Genomic DNA, 22,818 nt, shown 5'->3' with positions numbered 1-22,818 from the left:
TAAGGCAAATAGCATAAGTCACGTTGATGAGGATAATCCTACATTGGCAGTAGGAAAGAAATATCGCCATTATAAAGGCAATGAATATCTTGTCTTACATGTTGCTAAGCATACAGAAACCTTAGAGGAACTGGTAGTCTATCAAGCTCTTTATGGTGAACGGGGAATATGGGCGAGACCATTGTCAATGTTTACGGAAAAGATAACAGTTGATGGAAAAGAAGTAGATAGATTCAAATTGAACGAGGGGTGTTAGATATGGCAATTGCAGAAATATCAATTGTGCCAATAGGAACGGGTACGACAAGTGTGAGTCACTACGTCGCTGAAGTTCATAAGATGCTAAAACAGTTCGAAAATGAAGGAACAATACGCTACCAACTAACTCCGATGAGTACAATCCTTGAAGGAGAACTAGAGCAAATCTTCAAAGTTCTACAGCAATTGCATGAAATTCCTTTTGAAAAAGGTGCTAATCGGGTCTTAACAACACTTAAAATCGATGATCGTCGAGATCGCAAACAGAAAATGGAAGACAAAGTTAAATCAGTAGAGGTTAAATTATAGCAACTACATATGAGGCTGTCTTAAAACCAAAGAAAAAGGTTTGAGACAGCTTTTGTATTTTAGGTAATAATAGGATTTGGACACATTCAGTTCACATTAATCAGGTAAAATAGAGTCAAGAACATTAATGTATTTTAGAAAGTGGGTTCGCTATGTTTCAAATATTGGTCGTTGAAGATAATCAAAATTTAGCGCTGTTAATGAAAGCGCGTTTAGAACAGGCTGGATATAGAGTCTTACAAGCTCTTGACGGACAAGAAGCCCTTGATATCTTAGATGAACAACATGTTGACTTAATTATTAGCGATATAATGATGCCGCTTATGGATGGGTTTGAACTAATTGAAAGCCTAAGGGAAGCTAATTATACCTTGCCTATCCTAGTGATAACTGCTAAAGAAAGCTTTGCAGATAAGGAAAAAGGCTTTCGCCTAGGCACAGATGATTATATGGTAAAGCCAATAAACATGAATGAGATGGTTTTAAGGGTTGCTGCATTATTACGTAGAGCTAAAATTGCCAATGATCATAAAATTGTTGTCGGCAAACTTGTGCTAGACTATGACAATTTAAGTATCCATGGCACAGATATCGAAATGGAGCTACCTAAAAAAGAATTCTTGTTGCTATTTAAATTGTTAAGTTATCCTAAGCGAATCTTTACAAGACAGCAACTTCTGTCAGAAATTTGGGGACTAGATACCGAAGTTGATGAGCGCACGGTCGATAGTCACATTAAAAAACTTCGTAAAAAGCTTGATGGCCGACCAGAGTTTGAAATCGTCACTATAAGAGGACTAGGCTATAAGGCGGTGAAAAGAGATGATTAAAAATCTATCGAATTCAATTCGCGCCAAAGGCACTGTGATTGCAATCGGAATCATGTTTTTGGCGTGCGTAATCTCCTTCGGATTTATGACGGCCCTTTTTATGGCAGTTCACTATAACGATAATTTGAGCATAGCTGAAGCACATGAATTGTTTCGTTACTATATGATTGCAACCCTAATACTTTGTATTGTGCTGGGGAGTTCACTTTTATATCTGGCAATTCGCAAGGTTTCTGAGCCAATCATACGAATTAGTAATGCAACTAAAGAAGTGGCTAAGGGCGATTTTTCCATAAAGATAGATTATCTAAGCAATGATGAAATTGGAGTTTTGGCGAAGAACTTCAATAAGATGACAACAGAACTGGGGAATATGGAATATCTGCGAAAGGATTTTATCAGTAATGTATCACACGAATTAAAAACTCCAGTGGCCTCGATACAAGGTTTCGCTGAAATGCTTCAAAATAAGAATTTATCGGAAGAAAATGTCCACGTGTATACGACTATCATTATTGAGGAAACAAAAAGGTTGAGTAATTTGAGCGCAAACATGTTGCGACTTTCAATGCTAGACCATCAATCAATACCTGAAAGCGGAAAGCTATTTTCCCTTGATGAACAAATCCGCAGGGCGATTGTACTCCTTGAAGAAAAATGGACGAAGAGGAACCTTGAACTTGCTATAGATCTTGAGAAAATTGATTATACTGGAGATGATTCCCTTACGCAGCAGATTTGGTTGAACATTATTGACAATGCGATCAAATTCTCTAGGGATTCGGGAACTATAAGTATACAAGCTAAGAAAACGGCGGACGTAGTCGTTGTCAGGATTCAAGATCAGGGTATGGGAATAAGCGATGTTGACCAAGAACGAATCTTTGAAAAATTTTATCAAGCGGACAAATCCCATTCACAAGAAGGAAGTGGCCTTGGATTAGCTATAGTAAAGAGAATTGTAGAAATTCACGGAGGAGACATAGACTTTACAAGTAAGGTTGGTCAGGGGACTACCTTTATTATTACCTTACCCTTGCCATTGGAATGATTTTACAGCATTGTAATTAAATTTCTTTCCCTGAGGTCATAGTAAGGACACAAACAAGTGTAATAATACAAATGTAATAATAACTGTAATAACAGAACTGTAATAAAAAAATGTATGGAGGGGTCTAGGTCTATATGAATAAAAAATACGTTATTTCTACACTAGTAGCATTTGTAATGGCACTTGTTATGTTTGTACAACCTGTACAAACGTTAGCTCTTGATTTTTTATCGATTTTCCGAGTTAATGATGTTAAAACAATTAGAATTACGCTTGCTGATATTGAAGAAGGCATGCAAACAATGTCTAATATGAAAGAAGGACTAAAAGGACAGGAGCTTGACCATAAACAGTTAGTAAATATTGTTTCACAACAAAAGCCAGAGAAAACTACACTTAACGATGCTAGAGATTTTGGAGCTTTCAGATTTCAATTGCCACGCGAGTTAGATTCAGAACAGCCTACACTTTTTGCAGTTGAATCGGCAAGTAAAACTTTTACAATTGATGTCGACGCTTCAAATGAATTTTTGACAATGATCAATAGCCAGAAGCTTCTTAGTAATCAAATTAGAGACGTCGAGTTTACACAGGTTTCTTCGGCTACTGCTTTTGCAAAATATGATGAAGTGCTATTTCTAGCAACACAGAAATCCTTCTTAAATGCACCAGACGCTGTGAAGGATGAACTGCATGATGTCATGATCAACTTACCGATTATACCTACAAATATTCGTCAACAGCTTGCTGAGATCGAGCAGGATAGTGCTGATATTTATTTGCCAGTATTAGTCGGGTTTGGAAGAGAGGTCGACTTAGGTGGAAAAAAAGGTTACATTTACACAGTATCTGATTTCAAAGCACTCACAGAGACAATGTCAGGCGCAATGCCAGAAATAATGCCTCACAATAAGTCTGAAGCGATGCCAGACATGAAAGAAAAATTCATCGTTCAACACGGTGAGCAGCAATTCGATAACGCTTCTGTATTAGTATGGACTGAGAATGGGCTCTTATATAGTTTGATAGCGGATAAAGCAGATGCTGAGTTGGCTAAAATCGCTAGGAGTGTCCGTTAATGATCATCGAAACACATGATTTAACAAAAAAATACGGAGATAAAACAGCATGCGATAACATCAACCTTTCTGTAGAGGCTGGTCAGGTTTTTGGTTTTCTGGGTCGAAACGGAGCAGGCAAAAGTACGTGTATTAAAATGCTAACAGGTCTTGTATTCCCGACGTCTGGTAGTGGAACGGTGCTCGGTAAACCACTAGGTGATGTCTCTGTCAGACACAAGATGGGTTATCTTCCAGAGCTTTTTCGTTATCAAGATTGGATGACAGGCTTAGACTTGCTACACTTTCACTCGCAAATGCTCAAGATAAAAAACCCAAAAGATCAAATTAACAGGGTCTTAAAGTTAGTTGGACTTGAAGGTCAGGAAAAATATAAAGTTGGCTCCTATAGCAAAGGTATGCAGCAGCGTATTGGTTTAGCCAGCGCGCTGCTCGCAAATCCTGAGCTAATCTTTCTAGATGAACCGACATCGGCATTAGACCCAATCGGTCGTAGAGATGTTAGAGATATTATTGTATCTTTGAAAAATGAAGGGATGACAGTGTTTCTTAATAGTCACCTTTTAAGTGAAGTAGAAGCGGTTTGCGATAGTGTAACCATTATCCATAAAGGCACTGTGGCGAAATCTGCACGGATGGACGATTTACTAATGGACAATGTTCTACTAACAATTAGAGCGAAGGGGATTACGGAACCATTGCTCACAGAGTTAAATAAAGAGTATGGATCAGTGCAAAAGCATGCCGATGGTAGCCTGACAGTTCCGTTAAATGATTACGAACAGATACCTGTCCTCGCTTCGCAACTTATAACAAATGGTGTGACTATTTATGAGTTGACACCACATAGAGAAACCCTTGAAACGGTATTCTTGCAGATTGTTGGCGGGGAGGGATTACCATTAGAGCGATCATAATAATGACACTTCAAGAAGCAATCCGCAAAAAAACATTTATGATCATGGGGATAGTTACCATTTTGTACTTGGTATTTTGGACGGTTATGCTTAATTATTTTCCCAATACGTCAGCGACCCACGGAATGGGCGATCAGTTCAGACCGTTTGCCATTCAAATGGTTACTAAGATGGGTTTTCAGTTCTCTTCGATGTTAATTGCCTTGTTAACGATTATACTTGCAGCAGGAGCCGTTGCATCTGAGCTAGACTCAGGACTGATACAAGGTATTATCACACGCCCAATTCACCGTTATCAGTATATTCTTGGGAAACTTGTGGGCTTGATTATCTTAGCTTGTTTGTACGCAAGTGTGCTTTTCTTCTCAATATTGCTTATCGGATATTGGTTTGACCTAAGCACGATTACCAGTTTAACATTTACGCAGACGATGAAAGGTTGGCTGTTATATTTATTACTTCCATCAGCACTTGTTTGCCTGACGTTGTTTGGTTCTGTATACTTCAAAACCGTTTCAAATGGAATCTTAGTGATTTTTATCTATATTTTAGGTAACGTTGGTGGAATGGTTGAAATGATTGGCCAGTACGTGAACAGTAATTCAATTATTGGAACGGGTATTTTTATTAGTCTAGTATCACCCTTCCAAACCATTTATAGTACGATGGAACGTGTCATGGTTCCTGGCTCTGAACTTGCTGGCACAGCCATGGCAGGTGCTAGTCTATCAGGAAGTGGAGAGCCAGCAAGCGTCTGGATGTTTGTCTATATAGCCATTTACATGTTAGCCTTTGTTGCATTAGCAATAAACAAGTTCTCTAATAAAGATATTACGTAGAGTACTAACCTAGTAGACAGCCCTGTTTAATTAATGGGGCTGTTTTTGTTAGTGAAACGCTTGATTTTAGATGAACTATTAGCTTGATAAGATAGCACAAGTGTTAGTCATTACTGCTAGTTCTTAGAATTTAAGGAATTTAAATAATTGAAGAATATCTCCAAAAGATAAAACAGAAAATCAATCGCATAAAATAAAAAGTAAACCCAAATAAATATGGCAAGCATTGATACAAAAGGCAATAGAACTATCGTTATAAGTAAAGTCATTAGGTTTTTGAAGTATTGCATATCTGCATCAAATTCTTTACCATTCTGTTCTTTCTGCTTTTTCTGTTCTTTGTGGGCATTCTGAAAGGAACTTAACACTCTTAAAGCTAGTAAAATTAAATAAGGTACGCCCAAAAATAAAAATGAGATTCTATCTGTTTTGAGAAGAAATGTAATAAACAGAAAGCAAAGAAGGAAAAAGGCTACAAACCATATACTTACTACTAATGAACTCAATAGGAACATGAATAGGAATGCTAATAAGATAATCCCTATCCATGTTTCTATTTTTTTTATAAAGCCTTCAATGCCTTTAGTTGAATATGCTTCTGCGAGTTTGCCTTTAATCAGACTTACATAAAAATTTATAACAGACATCCGTACATTCCCTCCCATGTGTAGCGTTGCTCAACCTATCTTTTGTTTATATCATACTCCTGATTTGTTAATTATGGAAGCTAGTTAGTAGTGCTTGTTGCAGAAACAATTAGTGCGAATAACGTCAAAATAGAAATACTTATTAATCTGTGTATGTAACTAAAGAACATTTTTCATCTACCTGGTAGGGTTTATAGAAATCTTGGCGAATAGTTATATTTGAAAGCTTATTTTATTATTGGTGGGGGATTAAATGGGGCGCACTGCAGATGAAATGAAGTCCAAACAAGAACTTATTAATGAATTGAAGTTAATTAAGGACGAAAATGATGCTATTCTTGAGAGCACCAGAGCATTGATGGGTAGTCAAGATTTTCAGACAACGGCAAAGGTAATATTTAATTGCTGCAAAAAAGTAATTGGTAATATATCTGGTTATGTGGCTCTACTAAAAGCTGACGGTGAAGAAAATGAAGTAATCTACCTCGATTCTGGTGGCAGACCTTGTACCGTAGATATTAATCTTCCGATGCCAATTAGAGGTTTGCGTGAGATAGCGTACCACACTAACAAGGCGGTAATTGATAATAATTTTGCGAGTAGTAAATGGATGCAATACATGCCGGCAGGGCATATGTCGGTAGATAATGTATTGTTTGCTCCCCTTGTTATTGATCAAAAAACAGTAGGTTTAATTGGTCTTGCTAATAAAAAAGGCGGTTTCACTAAACGTGATAGTGATTTTGCCTCTAGAATAGGAGATATTGTTGCTCTAGCACTTCGAAATACTAGAATGATAGATTCATTAAAACAAAGTATTTCTGATTTGAGACTAGCTGAACAAAAGCTTAGAGAAAATGATGAGAGATTAGATGCTATCGTATCGCAAACTCAGGCAATTATCTATTCATGTAGAGTAGATGATATCAACCCAGTTATCACATATGTAAGCCCAAATGTTGAAAGTGTACTTGGTTATAAACCAGATAAATTTATAGGTGCAAGCATAGATGAATGGATAAAATGTGTACATAGCGAAGATAAAAATAAGATTGTATTAAGCTATAATATTGGCGAAATAATAACTATTGAATATAGAGTTAAACATGTCAACGGAGAGTATCGCTGTTTACATGATCAGTTTAAGGTGATTAAAAACGAAAATGATGAAATGAAAGTGATTGGAGCTCTATTGGACATCACTGATAGAAAAGATGCAGAAGAACAACAGCGAATTATTGATAAGCTTGATTCGGTTGGGCTGTTAGCTGGTGGGATTGCCCATGATTTTAACAATTTATTAACGGTTTCTAAAGGCAATGTAGCTTTAGCTAAATTTACACTGGAACAATTAAATGGAGATTATTCAAGAATAGTTAAGTATCTTGAAGAGGCTGAGAAAAGCTTTCAACAATCAGAGCGTCTAACCCAGCAGTTATTAACATTCTCAAAAGGTGGCTCCCCAATTTTAAAAACCACTAATTCATTAAAAGAACTATTATTAGATTCTTGCGAATTTGTACTAAAAGGCTTAAACATAAAGTGCCGCTGGGACCTAGAGGACAACTTACATAATGTTAAAATAGATGAAGGCCAAATCAATCAAGTGATAAATAATATCGTTATTAATGCTACTCAAGCAATGCCTGATGGTGGCTATATAACTGTAAAAGCGCAAAATATTACATTAGAGGAAAGTGAGCAATTCATGCCTATAGAAGCTGGTGAATATGTGAAAATTTCAATTACTGATCAAGGGTGTGGTATGCCAGACACAATTCTTGACAAAATATTTGACCCTTATTTTACAACAAAAGCTAATGGTAACGGATTAGGGTTAGCTACGAGTCTTTCTATAATAAAAAAACATGGAGGTTACATTACTGTTGACTCTATAATAGATAAAGGAACAACATTCAATATTTTTCTAAAAGCCACATTTTCAACTAATGAAATGATTAGACATCAAACGCAACAAAAGACGTGTTCTTTTAAAACAGGTAAAGTTATTATAATGGATGATCAGGTCAAAGTACGTGAAGTTCTTTTAAAATCCCTAGAAGATTTAGGATTTGAAGTTATCTCGGCTAGGGATGGGGACGAGGCGGTAAATATTTATGAACAATTTTCAAGTACAGTTGAATTTGTATTTTTAGATCTCACTGTCCAAGGTGGAAAAGGTGGCAAAGAAACAATAAAAGAACTAAAGAAAATAAATCCCCTTGTGAAAGCTTTTGTTATTAGTGGCTATTGTGAAGACCAGGTACTCTCTAAATATAAAGAATACGGATTTGTAGGTGCAATAAAAAAACCTTTTAATTTAAAAGAAATAAAACACGCGATAATGTCACTTCATTAATTAAAAGGTTTTCACTGGTGTAACGGCACCTATTCACTAAATTGAACGATTAATTCTACAGCTTTACGCATAGCAATTTCATTCTTAAAGGCTGTATAATTGCCGCCGTCAATCAGGTGTGTGCGTATATCTGATGCTTTTGTTTTGTGCATAGTGGCAATCTGGTTTATTTGATTAGTTATTTCATCTTCAGTAACATGCATTCTTTCTGTTTTAGCTATGGCCATTAAAACGAGTTGAGTTTGGACGCGTTTTTCAGCCTCTGTTCTAAATTGAGCTTCAAACTCTTCACGAGAAATTCCTGCTGTTTCTAAATATTTATCAACGGTAATTCCTTTTGATTTTACATGATGCTCTAAATCAGCAATCATTTTTTTGATTTCTATGTCAATCAGTGATTCAGGTATTTCTACTAGGGAGTTCTTAACAGGTATACTGACTAATACATCCTTTATGTACTTACCTACTTCCATTTCTTTATAGGAGACTATATTCTTTTTGATATCTTCTTTCAACTCGTCGAGGGTTTTACAATAACTTACAGCTTTAGCCAAATCATCGTTTAACTCAGGAAGGGTTTTTCGCGTTATTTCATTTACTTTTATATGGAAGGTTACGGTAGAACCAGCTAGCTTTCTTACATGATAATTCTCAGGAAAATCCACCTCGATTTGCTTATCTTCGTTAGTCTTCATACCAACCATCTGCTCTTCAAAGCTTAGTATAAAGCCACCAGAACCAATTTCGAGGGCCTGGTTTTTACCACTTCCACCGTCGAAAGGAGAGCCATCAATATATCCTTGGTAATCAATTTTTACAATGTCGCCCGTTTGCACGATGCCATCTGCTACTGGTTCAAGCTTAGCGTGACGATCCCTATAAGCTTCTAATTCTTGCTCGATTTCTTGTTCTGTAACGGTAATTGCTTTTTGTTCAGGTTTTTTAAGGCCTTTGTAGGCGCCAAGTCCAACGGTAATTGAGCCAATCTCCGTGCGAACTTCCACTGGCTGTGTTGTGTTGTTTGTAGTGTTTTGTGTATTTGTATCCATCTAAGATAAACCCCCTTAAAATTGCTAGTTCCCATTTTTAAATTGCTATAAATTTGACTCAGCAATTATATCATACTGTGCTGATAGTCGCTATTTACACATCATTGACCGAAGATAAATTGCTTAATTATAGAGCAACATATATAATAAACGAGGAAAGACATTCTAATTAGAAGATTTTGAGGGGAGATTAAACAATGAAAAAACGACAGATAAAAAAAATAATTAAAAGCAGTGCAGCCTATTCAAAAACCCATCATCAAACAAAGGCAATGGCACGTGCGCCGAGAAAAACTAGTGCTAAAAATAGTAGAAATAGATAATTGATGAAGGTTAAAATTAGTAGATTAGATGATTAGTATAACTAGATAATTTAAGAGAGGGGTATTTATATATGGTAAAGCCAAATAGTACATTAAAACAAGTGAATCAAAATCTATATGAGTTAGAATTCTTCACACAAGACCCTAAGTTAAAGAAAGCTAGAAAAAGTGTAAGAAGAATAGCAAGGCATAAGGAAAGAGAAAGACGTAGAAAAGATTTAAAAGCTAGTAACGATTCATATGTAGTACTGTTAAATGACATTGAGTTCAGAACTACTGGCGTTCAGAACGAGGAAGACGCTATTTCCAAAGTATCAAACTTTAAGCCTTTCAGAGATTTGGTTGCAAAGCTAAAAAAGTCTGGTAAAGAGATAAATATTGTAGCTAAAAAGGTTGAATAACGTTAAAATATAAGGGAAGCTTTACAGTTGAAAAATTTACTGTAAAGCTTTTCTTTTCATGTATAGAGGGATTTTTGAAGGTGAGGAACATACGATGATTCGATTTACTAATGACTATAGCGAAGGCGCTCATCCTAAGATATTAGAGAAATTACTAGCAACGAATATGGAGCAAACACCAGGGTATGGTGAAGATGTTTATTGTCAGCAAGCGGCTTCCCTTATCAAAGAAAAGTGCAAGAATGACAATATTGACGTCCATTTCCTAGTGGGTGGAACACAGACAAACCTGACTGTGATAGCTGCATCCTTGCGTCCCCATCAAGGTGTAATAGCGGCGGAGAGCGGCCATATTAGCACCCATGAGACAGGTGCAATTGAAGCTACAGGGCATAAAGTGCTAGAACTGCCAACTTATGATGGGAAGCTCACAGCAAGGCAGATTTATGATGTTTACATAAACCATCAATTAGATGAGACCCATGAACACACTGTCCAACCTAAAATGGTATATATCTCTAATCCGACGGAATTAGGGACGATTTATACCCGAAGTGAATTGGAAGCCATCAGTAACGTGTGTCGTGAAAACGGGCTATATCTGTTTCTAGATGGGGCGCGACTGGGATATGGGCTTACTTCTTCTGAGAATGATATGGATTTAGCGTTTATTACAGAATGCTGCGATGTTTTTTATATTGGTGGCACGAAGATAGGGGCGCTTTTTGGAGAGGCAGTCGTTATAACTAACGATACACTGAAGCAAGACTTTCGATATATTATGAAGCAAAGAGGCGGCTTACTAGCGAAGGGGAGACTACTTGGGATTCAGTTTCTTACACTTTTTGAAAACGACTTATACTTTGAGTTATCAGCATATGCTAATAAAATGGCTAATATAATAAAAGAAGCATTACAAGAAAGTGGATGTACATTTCTAATTAGCACTTCAACCAATCAATTGTTTCCAATTTTGCCCAATGAAACAATCGAAGCTTTGAAAAAACATTATAGTTTTTTGACCTGGCAACGAATCGATGACAAACATAGTGCCGTACGGTTTTGCACGAGTTGGGCGACGAAGGAAGAGGATGTACTACGGCTTATATCCGACCTTAAAGGTTATTATGATTGTTATGATTTGAAAAGATAGATGTATTAGAGTGATAATTTTACTTTTCTGGAGGGGTAGTTACTGATATGAAAAATATAGCTTTCTTTCTTTTGCCAAAAGCAGAGGTCACATATGTATATGAAGATTCAACAATGCGACAAGTGCTTGATAAAATGGAATTTGAAAAGCATCCAGCGATTCCAATATTAAACCATGAAGGTAAATACGTGGGCACAATCACTGAAGGCGATCTGCTCTGGAAAGTTAAAAACACCCCTAATCTATCATTTAAAAATTCTAGAAGTGTATTATTAAAGCATATAGAACGTAGAAAAACGAATCAGTCTGTGCATATCGATGCTGATATTGATGATTTATTAACATTAGCCATCTCGCAGAACTTTGTTCCCGTTGTTGATGATCAGGATGTATTCATAGGTATCATTAGAAGAAAAGAGATAATAGAATATTGCAAAAAACTGGTTAACAATATACGAGAGAGTGAGGGGAAAGTCGATGAACGGTAAAAAATTAGATGTCTCTAATTTTAAGATGGGAAACATTGATTTATCTGATATGAGTAAGAAAAGCATACGTAAAACGGTTGAAATTAAGTACAAGCTGTCGGAGAAGGGGCAAAAGCAATCAGTTCTTGCAGGCGGAGATGGGATGCGTGATCAATTACTCCATGCCTATGTTACTCCAGAGCTTTTAGAAGCATCAACGATGAAGTATGACGGAACGGTTTTATGGAACTTTACAGAGTACCAAAAACCACTGAGCTGGCGCGTAGTTGGAGAGGCTAACGCATTGGGTAAGAAACCATATTTGCAGCTTGAGCAAGAGACAGTCCCTATATTATTTGATGAGCCACAGACGGTCGAGAGCATCGTCAAGCATTATAATGAACTGCAGGCAGAGCTTACAGATGTACAGCAGCGCCTTGAGCAGCAAAAACGACAGATAGAGCAAGAAGAATTAGCAGAGCAGGTTATGCTCTGGGAGCGTTCTAAGAAGGTTGTGGCGAAGGACATATTCGCTCGGGGCTTTAACTGTAGTCAAGCGGTTATTGGAGTGTTCTGCGATGAGCTAGGATTAGAGCGCGAGTCCGCTTTTAAGATAGCCACGGGCTTTGGCGGTGGACTCCGTCAAGGTGAGGTTTGTGGTGCAGTCACAGGTGCTATAATGGTAATAGGCTTAAGGTATGGCCACCATTGCGAGGGAGATAATGAAGCAAAGCAAGAGACCTATAAGCTTACTAACCAGTTTATAGAGAAATTCAAGGAAAAACATAAAACTATTATTTGTAAGGAGTTATTAGGCTATAATGTAGCAAACCCAGATGAATATGCACAGATTAAAGACAAGCAATTGTTTACAAAGGTATGCCCACAGTTCATCGCTGACGCAGTAGAAATCTTGCAGGAAATGGAGCAAAAGGAGTAAGTAATGAATTCATATAGCAATTTAAACAGTGAAGTCAGACAATACAAACTAAAGGTGCGAAAAATTGCTTTGATTGGAGCATTAAAGTCCTTTGTGTTATCGCTAGGCCTTGATTTTATTGGTGGGAAAATGATGCCCGCAACATTTGCAACAAGTTTTTTGCTACAAGCATTGTTTTCCTTTATAGTTGACGTGCGGATTATTCGGCAAAGTGGCCTGGAAGTTTATCAGGCTAAATATGAGCTGTTCGCAGACCAAGTCGATGCTGCCAGGAGTGCCGCTACTAGCGAACTAATATCATCATATTTAGCACAACAAAAATTTAAGCTAGCGACCAATATTGTCCCAATCTTTGGCGCATTTTACACTGCTACGGTTGTTTATCGGAGTATATGTAAAATTGGCGATATGACTTTAGCAGATGTTGCACAGGGATAAAGCATGTTTGATAAGACTCTTTTCTGGATATTGCCGAAGAGAGTCTTATTTTTTGCATAGGATTTGGCATGCTAATAGAAGCTATATATGAAATCATTATGATAAAATGGAATATAAATGTAATGCTTTTAGGCAATTAATTATGCTGTATTAAACTAACAACTAGGAGGTTATTTGAAATGGAATGGACATTTTTTGATTATCCAAGGTGAACTACTGTTAGAAAGGCCAAGGCTTGGCTAGATGACAAGGAAGTTACATACAAGACAAGACATATCGTAGAAGAGAACCCGACTGCACAAGAGTTGAAGGAACTTCACGAAAAAAGTGGACTAGACATCAAACGTTTTATCAATACCAGTGGCAAAAAATATAAAGAACTCGGTTTAAAGGACAAATTAGAAACAATGAGCTTAGAAGAAATCTATAAGGTACTAGCTAGTGATGGTTTGTTGGTAAAGCGGCCAATACTAACAAATGGTAATATTGTCTTGCCTGGCTTTAAAGAATCAGAATGGGAGAAGGTAGTTATTTAAATGGACAATCAGAAGAAAAATCAAGCATGGAGACCAGAGGTTCGGATTAATCCACCTGTTTTCTTAAGTTCAGCAATTATTACACTTGTGTTTGTGATACTTGCAGTATTATTGCCCAAAAGGACAGAAGCCGTATTTACTGCTGTTCAAGCATGGATTACGGAAACTGTTGGATGGTTTTATGTTTTATCTGTAGCTATCTTTGTGATATTTGTTGTGTATTTAGCGGTATCTAGGAATGGTCAGATTAAATTAGGACCTGACCACAGTGAACCTGAATATAACAATTTATCATGGTTTGCTATGCTGTTTTCTGCAGGTATGGGTATAGGATTACTGTTCTTTGGAGTAGCAGAGCCTGTCATGCACTATATGACTCCGCCAGCAATGGAAGGCGGCACTATAGAAGCCGCGAGGGCTGCCATGAACATTACGTTTTTTCACTGGGGTATACATGCATGGGCGATTTATGCCGTAGTCGCGCTTTCATTGGCGTATTTTTCATATCGACATAATTTACCGTTAGCAATTCGTTCTTCTTTATATCCTTTAATTGGCGACCGTATCTACGGTCCAATTGGACATACAGTAGACACATTCGCCGTTTTAGGGACACTGTTTGGGGTTGCCACCTCCTTGGGTTTAGGAGTACTACAAATCAATGCAGGGCTACAGTATGTATTTGGTGTCCCTAATACAATCAACGTACAAATCATTATTATTATCATAGTAAGTTTGATTGCTATGGTTTCAGTTGTTAGTGGTCTTAATGGTGGGATTAAAAGAATTTCCGAATTTAATATGGGTGTAGCTGGATTTCTCGTCCTTTTTGTACTTATTACAGGGCCTACAATCTATTTGCTACAAACCCTCGTACAAAACACAGGGGCGTATCTATCGACGATTGTTGGACAAACATTTAACTTGTATGCCTATGAACCAACTGGCTGGATTGGAGGTTGGACGCTATTTTACTGGGGCTGGTGGATTGCTTGGTCACCGTTTGTAGGAATGTTTATAGCACGTGTATCTAGAGGTAGAACAATTCGTGAATTTATCGTTGGGGTGCTTATGGTTCCGGTGGGTTTCACCTTTATGTGGATGACGTTCTTTGGTAATACGGCCATTCATATGATTATGCAACAGGGGATTACTGACTTGGCCCTTGCTGTAGATGCAGACACTACAACAGCACTATTTCAATTCTTTGAGTATTTACCTTTCTCAACATTGATTGCTACGATTGCCACAATACTGGTTGTAACATTTTTCGTAACATCATCGGATTCAGGATCCCTCGTCATTGATATGCTAACAAATGGCGGAGAGAAGGAAGGACCTGTGTGGCAACGTATTTTCTGGGCGTCAACGGAGGGTTTGGTTGCAATCGCGCTCTTATTGTCTGGTGGTTTGCTGGCTTTACAAACTGCAGCAATTGCCAGTGCTTTACCGTTTACGGTTGTTATGCTACTCATGTGCTGGGGGCTGTTTCAATCATTGCGGGTAGAACTAGTGAAACAGGTAAGCCTAAGTGAAGCAATACTAATGCCGAAAACCCATAAGTCGCCAGTTGCATGGCAAGATCGCTTAAAGTCGATGATTCATCATCCGAAAAAGGAAAGTGTACTCCAATTCATGCAGAGTACAGTACATCCTGCCTTTGATGAAGTAGCAGAGGTGTTCAAGAAAAATGGTATGAAGGCCATTGTAAAAGCGGAATCAGGCGACAGGATATGGATAGAAGTATTGCACGGTGAGGAAATCGATTTCTTTTACTCAGTACGCCTGAAAGGGCATGCGATGCCGTCCTTTACAATGGCAGAGGCCAACAAAGACCTAGACGAAACTAAAAAATACTATCGAGCCGAGATATATTTAAAAGAAGGCGGACAAGATTACGACATCATGGGCTGGACTAAGGAGCAGGTAATCAATAACGTCCTAGATCAATATGAGAAACATATCCACTTCCTACATGTCATTCGATAACTGTTTGGCTGTAATATTTAAAAGTATAATTAAAAAGTGTAGTATAAATAATGTTCAATGAGGTGGTTGGATGTCAAAATTCTATTCAGAAATAGCCAAATATTATGATTATATTTTTCCTACTGGCAAGGCACAAATTGAATTAATAAAAGAAGAAGTAGGAAGTCAACCAAAAGATATACTGGACGTAGCGTGTGGGAGTGGAGGCTATTCAGAGCAGCTAGATCAAACAGGATATAATGTTACGGCAATTGATTTGGACGAGCAAATGGTCAAAAGCCTAAAAGCTAAAAACCCTAATATCGATACCTATGTGCTTAACATGTTGGAGATAGAGCAGTTAAATAAAACATTTGACTTGATATTCTGTATTGGTAATTCCGTTGTCCATCTCAATAACAATGATGAAATTAAACAATACCTACAAGCATGCAAAAGATGCCTCAACCCTAGAGGCAAGGTTGTTGTCCAAGTTATAAATTACGATAGGGTGCTGGACCAACAGGTCAAAAGCTTACCTTTGATAAAAAACGCTGATGCAGGAATTATATTTGAACGATACTATAACTACATAGAAGACCAGCATAAAATCGATTTCCATACGATCCTAAAAACAGAAGATAATGAACTAGAAAATCATGTATTACTGCATCCAATTAAGTCATCTGAGTTTGTACAATTATTACAGGAAAGCGGATTTAAAAATATTCAGCTATATGGAAGCTTCAAAAAAGATACATACAAACCACAGGAATCGGCACCATTAATCATAGTGGCTGAAATTGACTAGATATCTTGCTAATAAAGCTGCTATAATGTAGGACAACAAAAATAAAAACTTTCAAGGGAGATAAGAGCGATGAAATTGGTTTATCAAGGAAAAACAAAGGATGTATATGAATTACCAACGGGCAACTTTTTACTGAAATTCAAAGATGATGTTACTGGTGAAGATGGAAAGTTCGATCCAGGAGCTAACACAGTTGGGCTGACAATTGAAGGAGCAGGACAGGCAGGGCTACGCTTAACTAAATTCTTTTTTGAATTATTAAATGATAAAGATGTTCCGACACATTATGTAAATGCAAATATTGAAGAGTCTACAATGGAAGTTAAGCCAGCGACTGTATTTGGCAGTGGACTGGAAGTAATATGTCGTTATAGAGCAGTGGGGAGTTTCTTGCGTAGATACGGCAAATATGTTGAAAACGGGCAACCACTAGATGCCTTTGTTGAAGTTACCCTTAAGGATGATGATCGTCAGGATCCTCCTATATCTGAAGACGCGTTAGATATGCTAGGGATTTTAACTAAGGAAGAGTACAAATCACTAAAAGAGCTTACACAGCAGATTGGTAGTATTGTAAAAGAAGCTTTAGCAGACAAGTGTATTGAGCTGTACGATATCAAATTTGAATTTGGTAGAATTGGCGAGCAAATCGCTCTCATCGATGAAATCTCTGGTGGAAATATGCGTGCCTACAAGGGTGACAGATATATCGAGCCTTTAGAGCTTGAGAGATTAGTATTAGAAGACATTAGTAAATAATCTGAATAAGCTACATAAATCTAGAGCAATTTAATGCCAGGTACACCTTAAGTATATTTAAGGTGTACCTGGCATTTGTATATGCCTTCAAAAAACACAAGCTTTTATAAAACAATCAAACTATGGAAATATTATTTATTGTGTTTTAATGTTAACTTACTATAAAAGGAGCCAGTATCGTTATGGATGTGGAATTTATTTGGAAAGCTATTATTGTCTTTATTGGTGGTTTCATTATGCTACGTATCATAGGGAGGAAATCTGTCTCTCAGTTAACGTTATCTACAACAGTAATTATGATTGCTGTGGGTGCTATTTTTGTTCAACCTATTAATGTAGATACAGTTCCAAGAACATTAATTGTTATAGCGGTTTTTGTAACTATCCTATTAATAATGGAGTATTTACAGTTAAAGATAAATGTCATAGAAAAGATAATACATGGAAAAGCTGTAATCGTAATTGAAAATGGTCAGTTGGTTCCTGATAATTTACAGTCATTGCGTATCACAGTAGATAAGCTAGAAAGCCAGCTACGCCAACAAGGAATTACAAGGGTGTCAGATGTTAAAATAGGTACCATTGAACCTAATGGACAATTTGGCTATGAATTAATGCCCGACGCTAAGCCACTAACCGTTGGTGAATTTAAAAGACTTATGGGTGGGATGCTCCCAATTCAACAAAATCCTCCGTTAAAACCAGCTGATAATATTTTTGAAGAATTAACGGATAAACAAAATATTAATCACACGAAAAAGTTTAAGTAACACGAAAAATCCTAGATAGCATCTTTGAACAGCACCTTGTTAACTATTTAACATATTAGTATATTTGCGTTGAACCATTCGTAATCGATACAAAAATCCAATCGCCGCACATGTTAGCCCCATAGTGATTCCAACCCATAAACCATAAGGACCTAATGCTGTATATACAGATAACAAATACCCTACAGGAATGCCAATGATCCAATAGGACACAAAAGCTATCATAAACGGAATACGTACATCCTTATAACCACGCAGTGCCCCCTGTAAACCAGCTTGGGCTGCATCGGAAAGCTGAAAAATCATGGCGACGATAAAGAACTTTCCTGCTAAAGCAATTACTTCGGGGTCTTCTGTATAGAAAGCTGCAATCGATTCTCTAAAAAAGAACAGAAAGGCCGCGCTTAAAGTAGAGAAGGCCAACCCACCTAATACACCAATAATACTGAATTCTTTAGCGTTATCAAGCTTATTACCACCAATAGAATAACCAACTACAATAGTCAAAGCCATCGAAATACTTAACGGAATCATAAATATAAACGATGTAAAACTTAGAGCGACTTGGTTAGCAGCTACGACTACAGATGTATACATTATTCCAATGATTAAAGTAACTACTGAAAAAATACTGGTTTCAAAGAATATAGTAAGTCCGATAGGTAACCCTATTGCAAGCTGTTCCTTCCATGCCCTCCAGCATGGCTTAGTCCAATTACTAAAAAGCTGATAGCGTTTAATTTTCGGTAATACAAATACAATTATTAAGCTAAATATTAATATAATCCAATAAGTTAGTCCTGTAGCGTAGCCAGCACCAATTCCGCCTAATCTTGGCAAGCCAAAATTACCAAAAATCAACCCATAATTCAATAGAACATTAAAAGGTACTGCCATAACAGTAATCATCATTGTTATTCTCGTAAATCCTTGTCCATCAAAAAAGTTCCGCAATACGTTAGACAAAAATAATGGCACAATGCCGATTGAAAGACCAACTAAATAATGGAAGGCGATGTGATGCACTGCTGGCTCAAGGTCCATGTATGTAAGGATTGAATCTAAAAATACAGCCCCTCCCAAAATGACGAGAAATGCCAGAAAAACAGATAAATACATAGATTGCATAACAGCAGCAGCTATTTTGTTATGCTGCATACTTCCTGCTAGCTGTGCGACTATTGGAGTGACAGCTAAAAGTATGCCTATAATAGCAGTGAAAACAGGCATCCACAAGCTAGATCCAATTGCAACCCCTGCTAAATCATCAGTACCTACACGTCCTGACATCATTGTATCCACCAAGTTCATAGCTATCAAACTCAATTGAGTTACCATAATTGGCCATAGTATTGAAAGGTATAAAACAATCTTATCCCTCAAGGTTTCTGCGTGATACATTCAATTTTCCTCCGAAAAAACTACTACTTATCACTAAAGTATAGTCTGATCTAACAAACTATCCTTATATACATTACGCTTTTATTAATAGAAAGGCAAGCAATGAGCATAGGTGTATTCAAAGGTAAGTTGGATAAAATAAACAATACAACAAAAACTGTATATATTGGTACGAGATTAATTGTTTAAGAGGGGGATAATTTTGACGAACAAATTGACTTTAGGTCAGCTACCAGAAAGGCCAGAACCGCTTTGGCGAGGTGGGTTAAGTTTACCCATTTTCAATCCGTTAGAAGATGATTGTGAAACAGATGTAGCAATTGTTGGTGGAGGCATTACAGGAATTACTGCTGCGTATTTACTGTCTAATGCTGGCAAGAAGGTAGTCTTAATCGACGCAGACAGATTGTTAAATGGAACAACAGGACACACAACAGCTAAAGTAACCGCACAACATGATCTTATTTACGATGAATTTATAAGCCATTTCGGGCAAAGTATTGCAAGGCTATACTACGAAGCTAACATGGAAGCTTTTAACTTCATTAAAAATATAATCGAGGAGCACAATATAGATTGTGATTATAGCATTGAAGATGCGTTTCTATATGCAACCACAGATAAATATGCAAAAAAATTGCAGCAAGAGTGGAACGCATACCAAAAGCTTCATATAGAAGGAAAGCTAGTAACTGAAATACCGTTTAATATTAAGATAAAAAATGCTTTGGTAATGAACGACCAAGCTCAATTTCATCCGCTGAAATACCTAAGTAAACTGGTAACTTTGTTAGAAAGTAACGGGGTTCAGATATATGAACATACTACTGCCGTAGATATTAATGAGGATGGCGATAGGGTAAGGGTTATTACACTTAACGGGAAAAGCATTACTGCTAGTCAAGCAATATGTTGCTCACATTTCCCTTTCTATGAAGGTACAGGCTTTTATTTCACCAGAATGTATGCAGAACGCTCATACGCTTTAGCGGTAAAAACTGAAAAAGATTACCCTGGTGGTATGTATCTAAGTGTGGATGAACCTTCACGTTCGCTACGCTCAGCTTCATATAAAGGTGAAAAAATAATTATTATTGCAGGAGAGAAGCATAAGACAGGCCAAGGTGAGAACACCCTAGAGCATTACAAGGCTCTTGAAGGTTTTGGAAAGGACGTCGTTGGTATTAATCAAGTCTTATATCGGTGGTCAACTCAAGATTTGACAACACTTGATAAGATACCATATGTCGGTGAAATAACTCGAGGTAAAAATAGAATACTTGTGGCAACTGGTTATCGAAAATGGGGTATGACTAATAGTACTGTAGCTGCAATGATTATCCGAGACAAGATTTTAGGTACAGGTAATCGTTATCTCGAGTTATATCAGCCATCGAGATTTTATATTGACCCAAGCCTAAAGAACTTTTTTATAGAAAATACAGACGTTGTTAAACACTTCTTAAAAGGCAAGTTAGAATTACCACATAAATCATTGGAACAAATGGAAAATGATGAAGCGATAATTATTAGGGTCAATGGCAACAGAAAAGGCGTATATAAAGATCATTATGGAAAGCTACATATTGTAGATACAACCTGTACTCATTTAGGTTGCGAAGTAAATTGGAATCAAGGGGATAGGACTTGGGATTGTCCTTGTCACGGTTCAAGATTTTCTTTCAATGGCGCTGTTATAGAAGGTCCAGCCGAGAAGCCTCTACTTAAAGAATCATTTAACATGACAGATTTGTTATCGGAAGATAAGACGGGATACTAGTACGATTTAGAGAAGTGATGAAAATCACTTCTTTTTTATATAGGCTTGCTATTATATAGGATTGCTATATTTATCCGTTATGCCTATTTAAAAACACAATAGCCGATATTGAACGGTTGTTAATTTTGAAGTGTTTACATGCTTTCTACAAGAAATTATGAAAAAAAGATGAATTGACGAACTGTTATGACTTTTCGTACGATAAGTATGAAAGATATTCCAAGAAGTAATATATGAATGGAGGTAAGGTATGGTTATGAGCAAGAAACATTTTAATATTTTGTTTCTAGTGATAGTTCTAGCACTCACTATGACATTAGCGGGGTGTGACGAGCTAGAGAAATTTAGTGCCGGTGCACTAGATCAAGCAGGTCATATGGTGCCTGAAGAGTACCAAGACATCGCAGTACCGTTTGAGCCACATTTGAATTACATTACAACACAGGAATTATTGGAACTTTATACGACAGCGACCAGTACAGAACGTGTTACCTATGAGGAATATGCTACAGATTGGGACTTTGTTTTAGTAGATTCCCGACCAGCGGCCCGTTATCATGAAGGTCATATTAATGGTGCAATTAATATTCCAGACGCTGATTTCGACAAGCTAAAGGATTTATTACCTGAAGATAAGGATAAGAAACTCATTTTCTATTGTGGAGGATGGCATTGCCCATTGAGTCCTTCATCTGCTAACAAAGCAATGAACTTAGGTTATACGAATGTATATGTATATCAGGAAGGAACAGATCATGGCTGGAATTTAGCAGACACATATTTAGTTATCACTCCAGAATTCTTCAAGGGGATTTTGACAGAAGAGTATATGATGGATCCAGAGCAACCACCTTTACTGATTATTGACTCTCGTCCATTTGCATCATACTTCAAAGAAAATATCCCAATGTCAATCCCAGCAGATAATCCAGAGCCTTGGAATTCAAGGTTTAGTGGATTAGCCCCAGCAAACAAGGATACGTTAATTATCACTTATTGTGGAGGATTCTTCTGAGGTAAGAGTCATGCACAAGCCAGGTGGCTTGTAAGTAACGGCTACACAAACGTAAAAGTTTTAGCAGGCGGTATGCCAGCATATAAAGCAGCAGGATTACCGGTATTTGGGACGGAAAGCAGCGGGTCAGATTTTGACATTACAGATGGCGGACCGAACTATGGGTTAACACCAGCAGATTGGCAAGCAAAACTCGACTCAGGAGGTGCTATCGTAGTAGACGTTAGAACTCCAGGTGAAACAGCGGGTGGAATGCTTCCAGGAGCAATAAACATCAATAGTGCTGATATAGGAGCAAATCCTTCAATTATCACCGAGGTATTAGAAGCTGAAGGAATCGAAAAGAATCAACTAATCTTAATTCACTGTGCAGCGGGTGCTCGCGCAGCAGGAGTACCACAGCACTTTGTAGCACAAGGATATGAGAACATCTTTTATTTAGCGAATCCAATATTTATTAACGCTGATGGAAGCTATGCTTTCTTTAGATAAAGGAAAACGAGGGGATGAGAACATGAAGAAGACCCTAAAATTAATAATCAGTGTTGTTTTTATGGCAGTTTTACTGTTAAGTGCTGGCAATGTAATTATGGCAAGTCCTTGATTAGAAGGGGCAGCGCCTCCGGCGGAGGCACCAACACCAGCACCGAGTCCAGCACCGAGTCCAGCACCTAGTCCAGCACCAACGCCAGCACCGAGTCCAACGCCAACACCAGCG

25 protein-coding genes are annotated in these 22,818 nt (G+C 37.4%); 22 read left to right on the top strand and 3 right to left on the bottom strand.

All coding sequences use genetic code 11. The features are described 5' to 3' along the window. The first annotated feature begins 43 nt into the window (after positions 1-43). The 7 genes from BHF68_RS15855 to BHF68_RS10260 all read left to right on the top strand — a co-directional run bounded on the left by BHF68_RS15855 (position 44) and on the right by BHF68_RS10260 (position 5,283). Positions 44-256: a DUF1653 domain-containing protein gene (locus BHF68_RS15855; RefSeq protein WP_254006223.1), complete on the top strand. Its 213-nt coding sequence runs from the start codon at positions 44-46 to the stop codon at positions 254-256. 2 nt (positions 257-258) lie between these two features. Next, complete coding sequence (locus tag BHF68_RS10285) at positions 259-567, top strand: MTH1187 family thiamine-binding protein (protein ID WP_069643563.1); 309 nt, start codon at positions 259-261, stop codon at positions 565-567. A 152-nt stretch (positions 568-719) separates the two neighbouring features. Next, positions 720-1,397: a response regulator transcription factor gene (locus BHF68_RS10280; RefSeq protein ID WP_069643562.1), complete on the top strand. Its 678-nt coding sequence runs from the start codon at positions 720-722 to the stop codon at positions 1,395-1,397. Next, positions 1,390-2,448, top strand: a complete 1,059-nt coding sequence (locus BHF68_RS10275) for a sensor histidine kinase (protein WP_069643561.1) — start codon at positions 1,390-1,392, stop codon at positions 2,446-2,448. The genes BHF68_RS10280 and BHF68_RS10275 overlap by 8 nt, the downstream gene beginning before the upstream one ends. A 134-nt stretch (positions 2,449-2,582) precedes the next feature. Next, on the top strand, positions 2,583-3,527 hold the full coding sequence (locus tag BHF68_RS10270) for a hypothetical protein (RefSeq protein ID WP_069643560.1): 945 nt from the start codon (positions 2,583-2,585) through the stop codon (positions 3,525-3,527). Beyond that, on the top strand, positions 3,527-4,444 hold the full coding sequence (locus BHF68_RS10265; protein ID WP_069643559.1) for an ABC transporter ATP-binding protein: 918 nt from the start codon (positions 3,527-3,529) through the stop codon (positions 4,442-4,444). The genes BHF68_RS10270 and BHF68_RS10265 overlap by 1 nt, the downstream gene beginning before the upstream one ends. Before the next feature lie 2 nt (positions 4,445-4,446). Next, a complete protein-coding gene (locus BHF68_RS10260; protein WP_084019369.1) occupies positions 4,447-5,283 on the top strand; it encodes an ABC transporter permease in 837 nt (278 codons plus the stop codon). A gap of 116 nt (positions 5,284-5,399) precedes the next feature. Here BHF68_RS10260 and BHF68_RS10255 read toward each other — a convergent pair whose 3' ends face one another. Next, a complete protein-coding gene (locus BHF68_RS10255; protein WP_069643558.1) occupies positions 5,400-5,930 on the bottom strand; it encodes a hypothetical protein in 531 nt (176 codons plus the stop codon). 253 nt (positions 5,931-6,183) lie between these two features. Here BHF68_RS10255 and BHF68_RS10250 point away from each other — a divergent pair, with 253 nt between their 5' ends. Then, a complete protein-coding gene (locus BHF68_RS10250; protein ID WP_069643557.1) occupies positions 6,184-8,289 on the top strand; it encodes an ATP-binding protein in 2,106 nt (701 codons plus the stop codon). Positions 8,290-8,318: 29 nt separating this feature from the next. Here BHF68_RS10250 and tig read toward each other — a convergent pair whose 3' ends face one another. Continuing rightward, positions 8,319-9,338 (bottom strand): trigger factor, encoded by a 1,020-nt coding sequence (gene tig / locus BHF68_RS10245; RefSeq protein WP_069643556.1) that lies wholly within the window; start codon positions 9,336-9,338, stop codon positions 8,319-8,321. 197 nt (positions 9,339-9,535) lie between these two features. Here tig and BHF68_RS15700 point away from each other — a divergent pair, with 197 nt between their 5' ends. The 11 genes from BHF68_RS15700 to BHF68_RS10195 all read left to right on the top strand — a co-directional run bounded on the left by BHF68_RS15700 (position 9,536) and on the right by BHF68_RS10195 (position 17,904). Next, entirely contained in the window at positions 9,536-9,661 is a 126-nt protein-coding gene (locus tag BHF68_RS15700) for a hypothetical protein (RefSeq protein WP_301553628.1), read from the top strand. A gap of 71 nt (positions 9,662-9,732) precedes the next feature. After that, a complete protein-coding gene (locus tag BHF68_RS10240; protein WP_069643555.1) occupies positions 9,733-10,062 on the top strand; it encodes a hypothetical protein in 330 nt (109 codons plus the stop codon). Positions 10,063-10,156: 94 nt separating this feature from the next. Next, positions 10,157-11,215: a threonine aldolase family protein gene (locus BHF68_RS10235; RefSeq protein WP_069643554.1), complete on the top strand. Its 1,059-nt coding sequence runs from the start codon at positions 10,157-10,159 to the stop codon at positions 11,213-11,215. Positions 11,216-11,262: 47 nt separating this feature from the next. Beyond that, positions 11,263-11,703: a CBS domain-containing protein gene (locus tag BHF68_RS10230; RefSeq protein ID WP_069643553.1), complete on the top strand. Its 441-nt coding sequence runs from the start codon at positions 11,263-11,265 to the stop codon at positions 11,701-11,703. Next, a complete protein-coding gene (locus BHF68_RS15255; protein ID WP_141706267.1) occupies positions 11,693-12,622 on the top strand; it encodes a C-GCAxxG-C-C family protein in 930 nt (309 codons plus the stop codon). The genes BHF68_RS10230 and BHF68_RS15255 overlap by 11 nt, the downstream gene beginning before the upstream one ends. Before the next feature lie 3 nt (positions 12,623-12,625). Beyond that, on the top strand, positions 12,626-13,060 hold the full coding sequence (locus BHF68_RS10220) for a hypothetical protein (RefSeq protein ID WP_069643552.1): 435 nt from the start codon (positions 12,626-12,628) through the stop codon (positions 13,058-13,060). Between the two features lie 179 nt (positions 13,061-13,239). Continuing rightward, positions 13,240-13,596 (top strand): arsenate reductase family protein, encoded by a 357-nt coding sequence (locus BHF68_RS10215; protein WP_084019368.1) that lies wholly within the window; start codon positions 13,240-13,242, stop codon positions 13,594-13,596. Continuing rightward, positions 13,597-15,585, top strand: a complete 1,989-nt coding sequence (locus BHF68_RS10210) for a BCCT family transporter (protein WP_069643551.1) — start codon at positions 13,597-13,599, stop codon at positions 15,583-15,585. A 70-nt stretch (positions 15,586-15,655) separates the two neighbouring features. Next, positions 15,656-16,375 carry a class I SAM-dependent methyltransferase gene (locus BHF68_RS10205; RefSeq protein WP_069643550.1) on the top strand — a complete coding sequence of 240 codons (720 nt, stop codon included), beginning with the start codon at positions 15,656-15,658 and terminating at the stop codon, positions 16,373-16,375. A gap of 69 nt (positions 16,376-16,444) precedes the next feature. Then, the gene (locus BHF68_RS10200) at positions 16,445-17,134 is read left to right on the top strand and encodes a phosphoribosylaminoimidazolesuccinocarboxamide synthase (RefSeq protein ID WP_069643549.1); all 690 of its coding nucleotides are present in this window, start codon (positions 16,445-16,447) and stop codon (positions 17,132-17,134) included. 236 nt (positions 17,135-17,370) lie between these two features. Then, positions 17,371-17,904, top strand: coding sequence for a DUF421 domain-containing protein (locus BHF68_RS10195; protein WP_245669664.1), 534 nt, complete (start codon positions 17,371-17,373; stop codon positions 17,902-17,904). Between the two features lie 39 nt (positions 17,905-17,943). Here BHF68_RS10195 and BHF68_RS10190 read toward each other — a convergent pair whose 3' ends face one another. Beyond that, positions 17,944-19,305: an MATE family efflux transporter gene (locus BHF68_RS10190; RefSeq protein ID WP_069643548.1), complete on the bottom strand. Its 1,362-nt coding sequence runs from the start codon at positions 19,303-19,305 to the stop codon at positions 17,944-17,946. A 199-nt stretch (positions 19,306-19,504) separates the two neighbouring features. Here BHF68_RS10190 and BHF68_RS10185 point away from each other — a divergent pair, with 199 nt between their 5' ends. The 3 genes from BHF68_RS10185 to BHF68_RS10175 all read left to right on the top strand — a co-directional run bounded on the left by BHF68_RS10185 (position 19,505) and on the right by BHF68_RS10175 (position 22,592). Next, positions 19,505-21,085: an FAD-dependent oxidoreductase gene (locus tag BHF68_RS10185; RefSeq protein WP_069643657.1), complete on the top strand. Its 1,581-nt coding sequence runs from the start codon at positions 19,505-19,507 to the stop codon at positions 21,083-21,085. Between the two features lie 256 nt (positions 21,086-21,341). Next, on the top strand, positions 21,342-22,100 hold the full coding sequence (locus BHF68_RS10180) for a rhodanese-like domain-containing protein (protein ID WP_176719923.1): 759 nt from the start codon (positions 21,342-21,344) through the stop codon (positions 22,098-22,100). Between the two features lie 72 nt (positions 22,101-22,172). Next, positions 22,173-22,592: a rhodanese-like domain-containing protein gene (locus BHF68_RS10175; protein ID WP_069643546.1), complete on the top strand. Its 420-nt coding sequence runs from the start codon at positions 22,173-22,175 to the stop codon at positions 22,590-22,592. Positions 22,593-22,818: the final 226 nt, after the last annotated feature.

The organism is Desulfuribacillus alkaliarsenatis, assembly GCF_001730225.1.
GTDB classification, from domain to species: domain Bacteria; phylum Bacillota; class Bacilli; order Desulfuribacillales; family Desulfuribacillaceae; genus Desulfuribacillus; species Desulfuribacillus alkaliarsenatis.
This window is presented reverse-complemented; position numbering and strand designations above follow the sequence as displayed.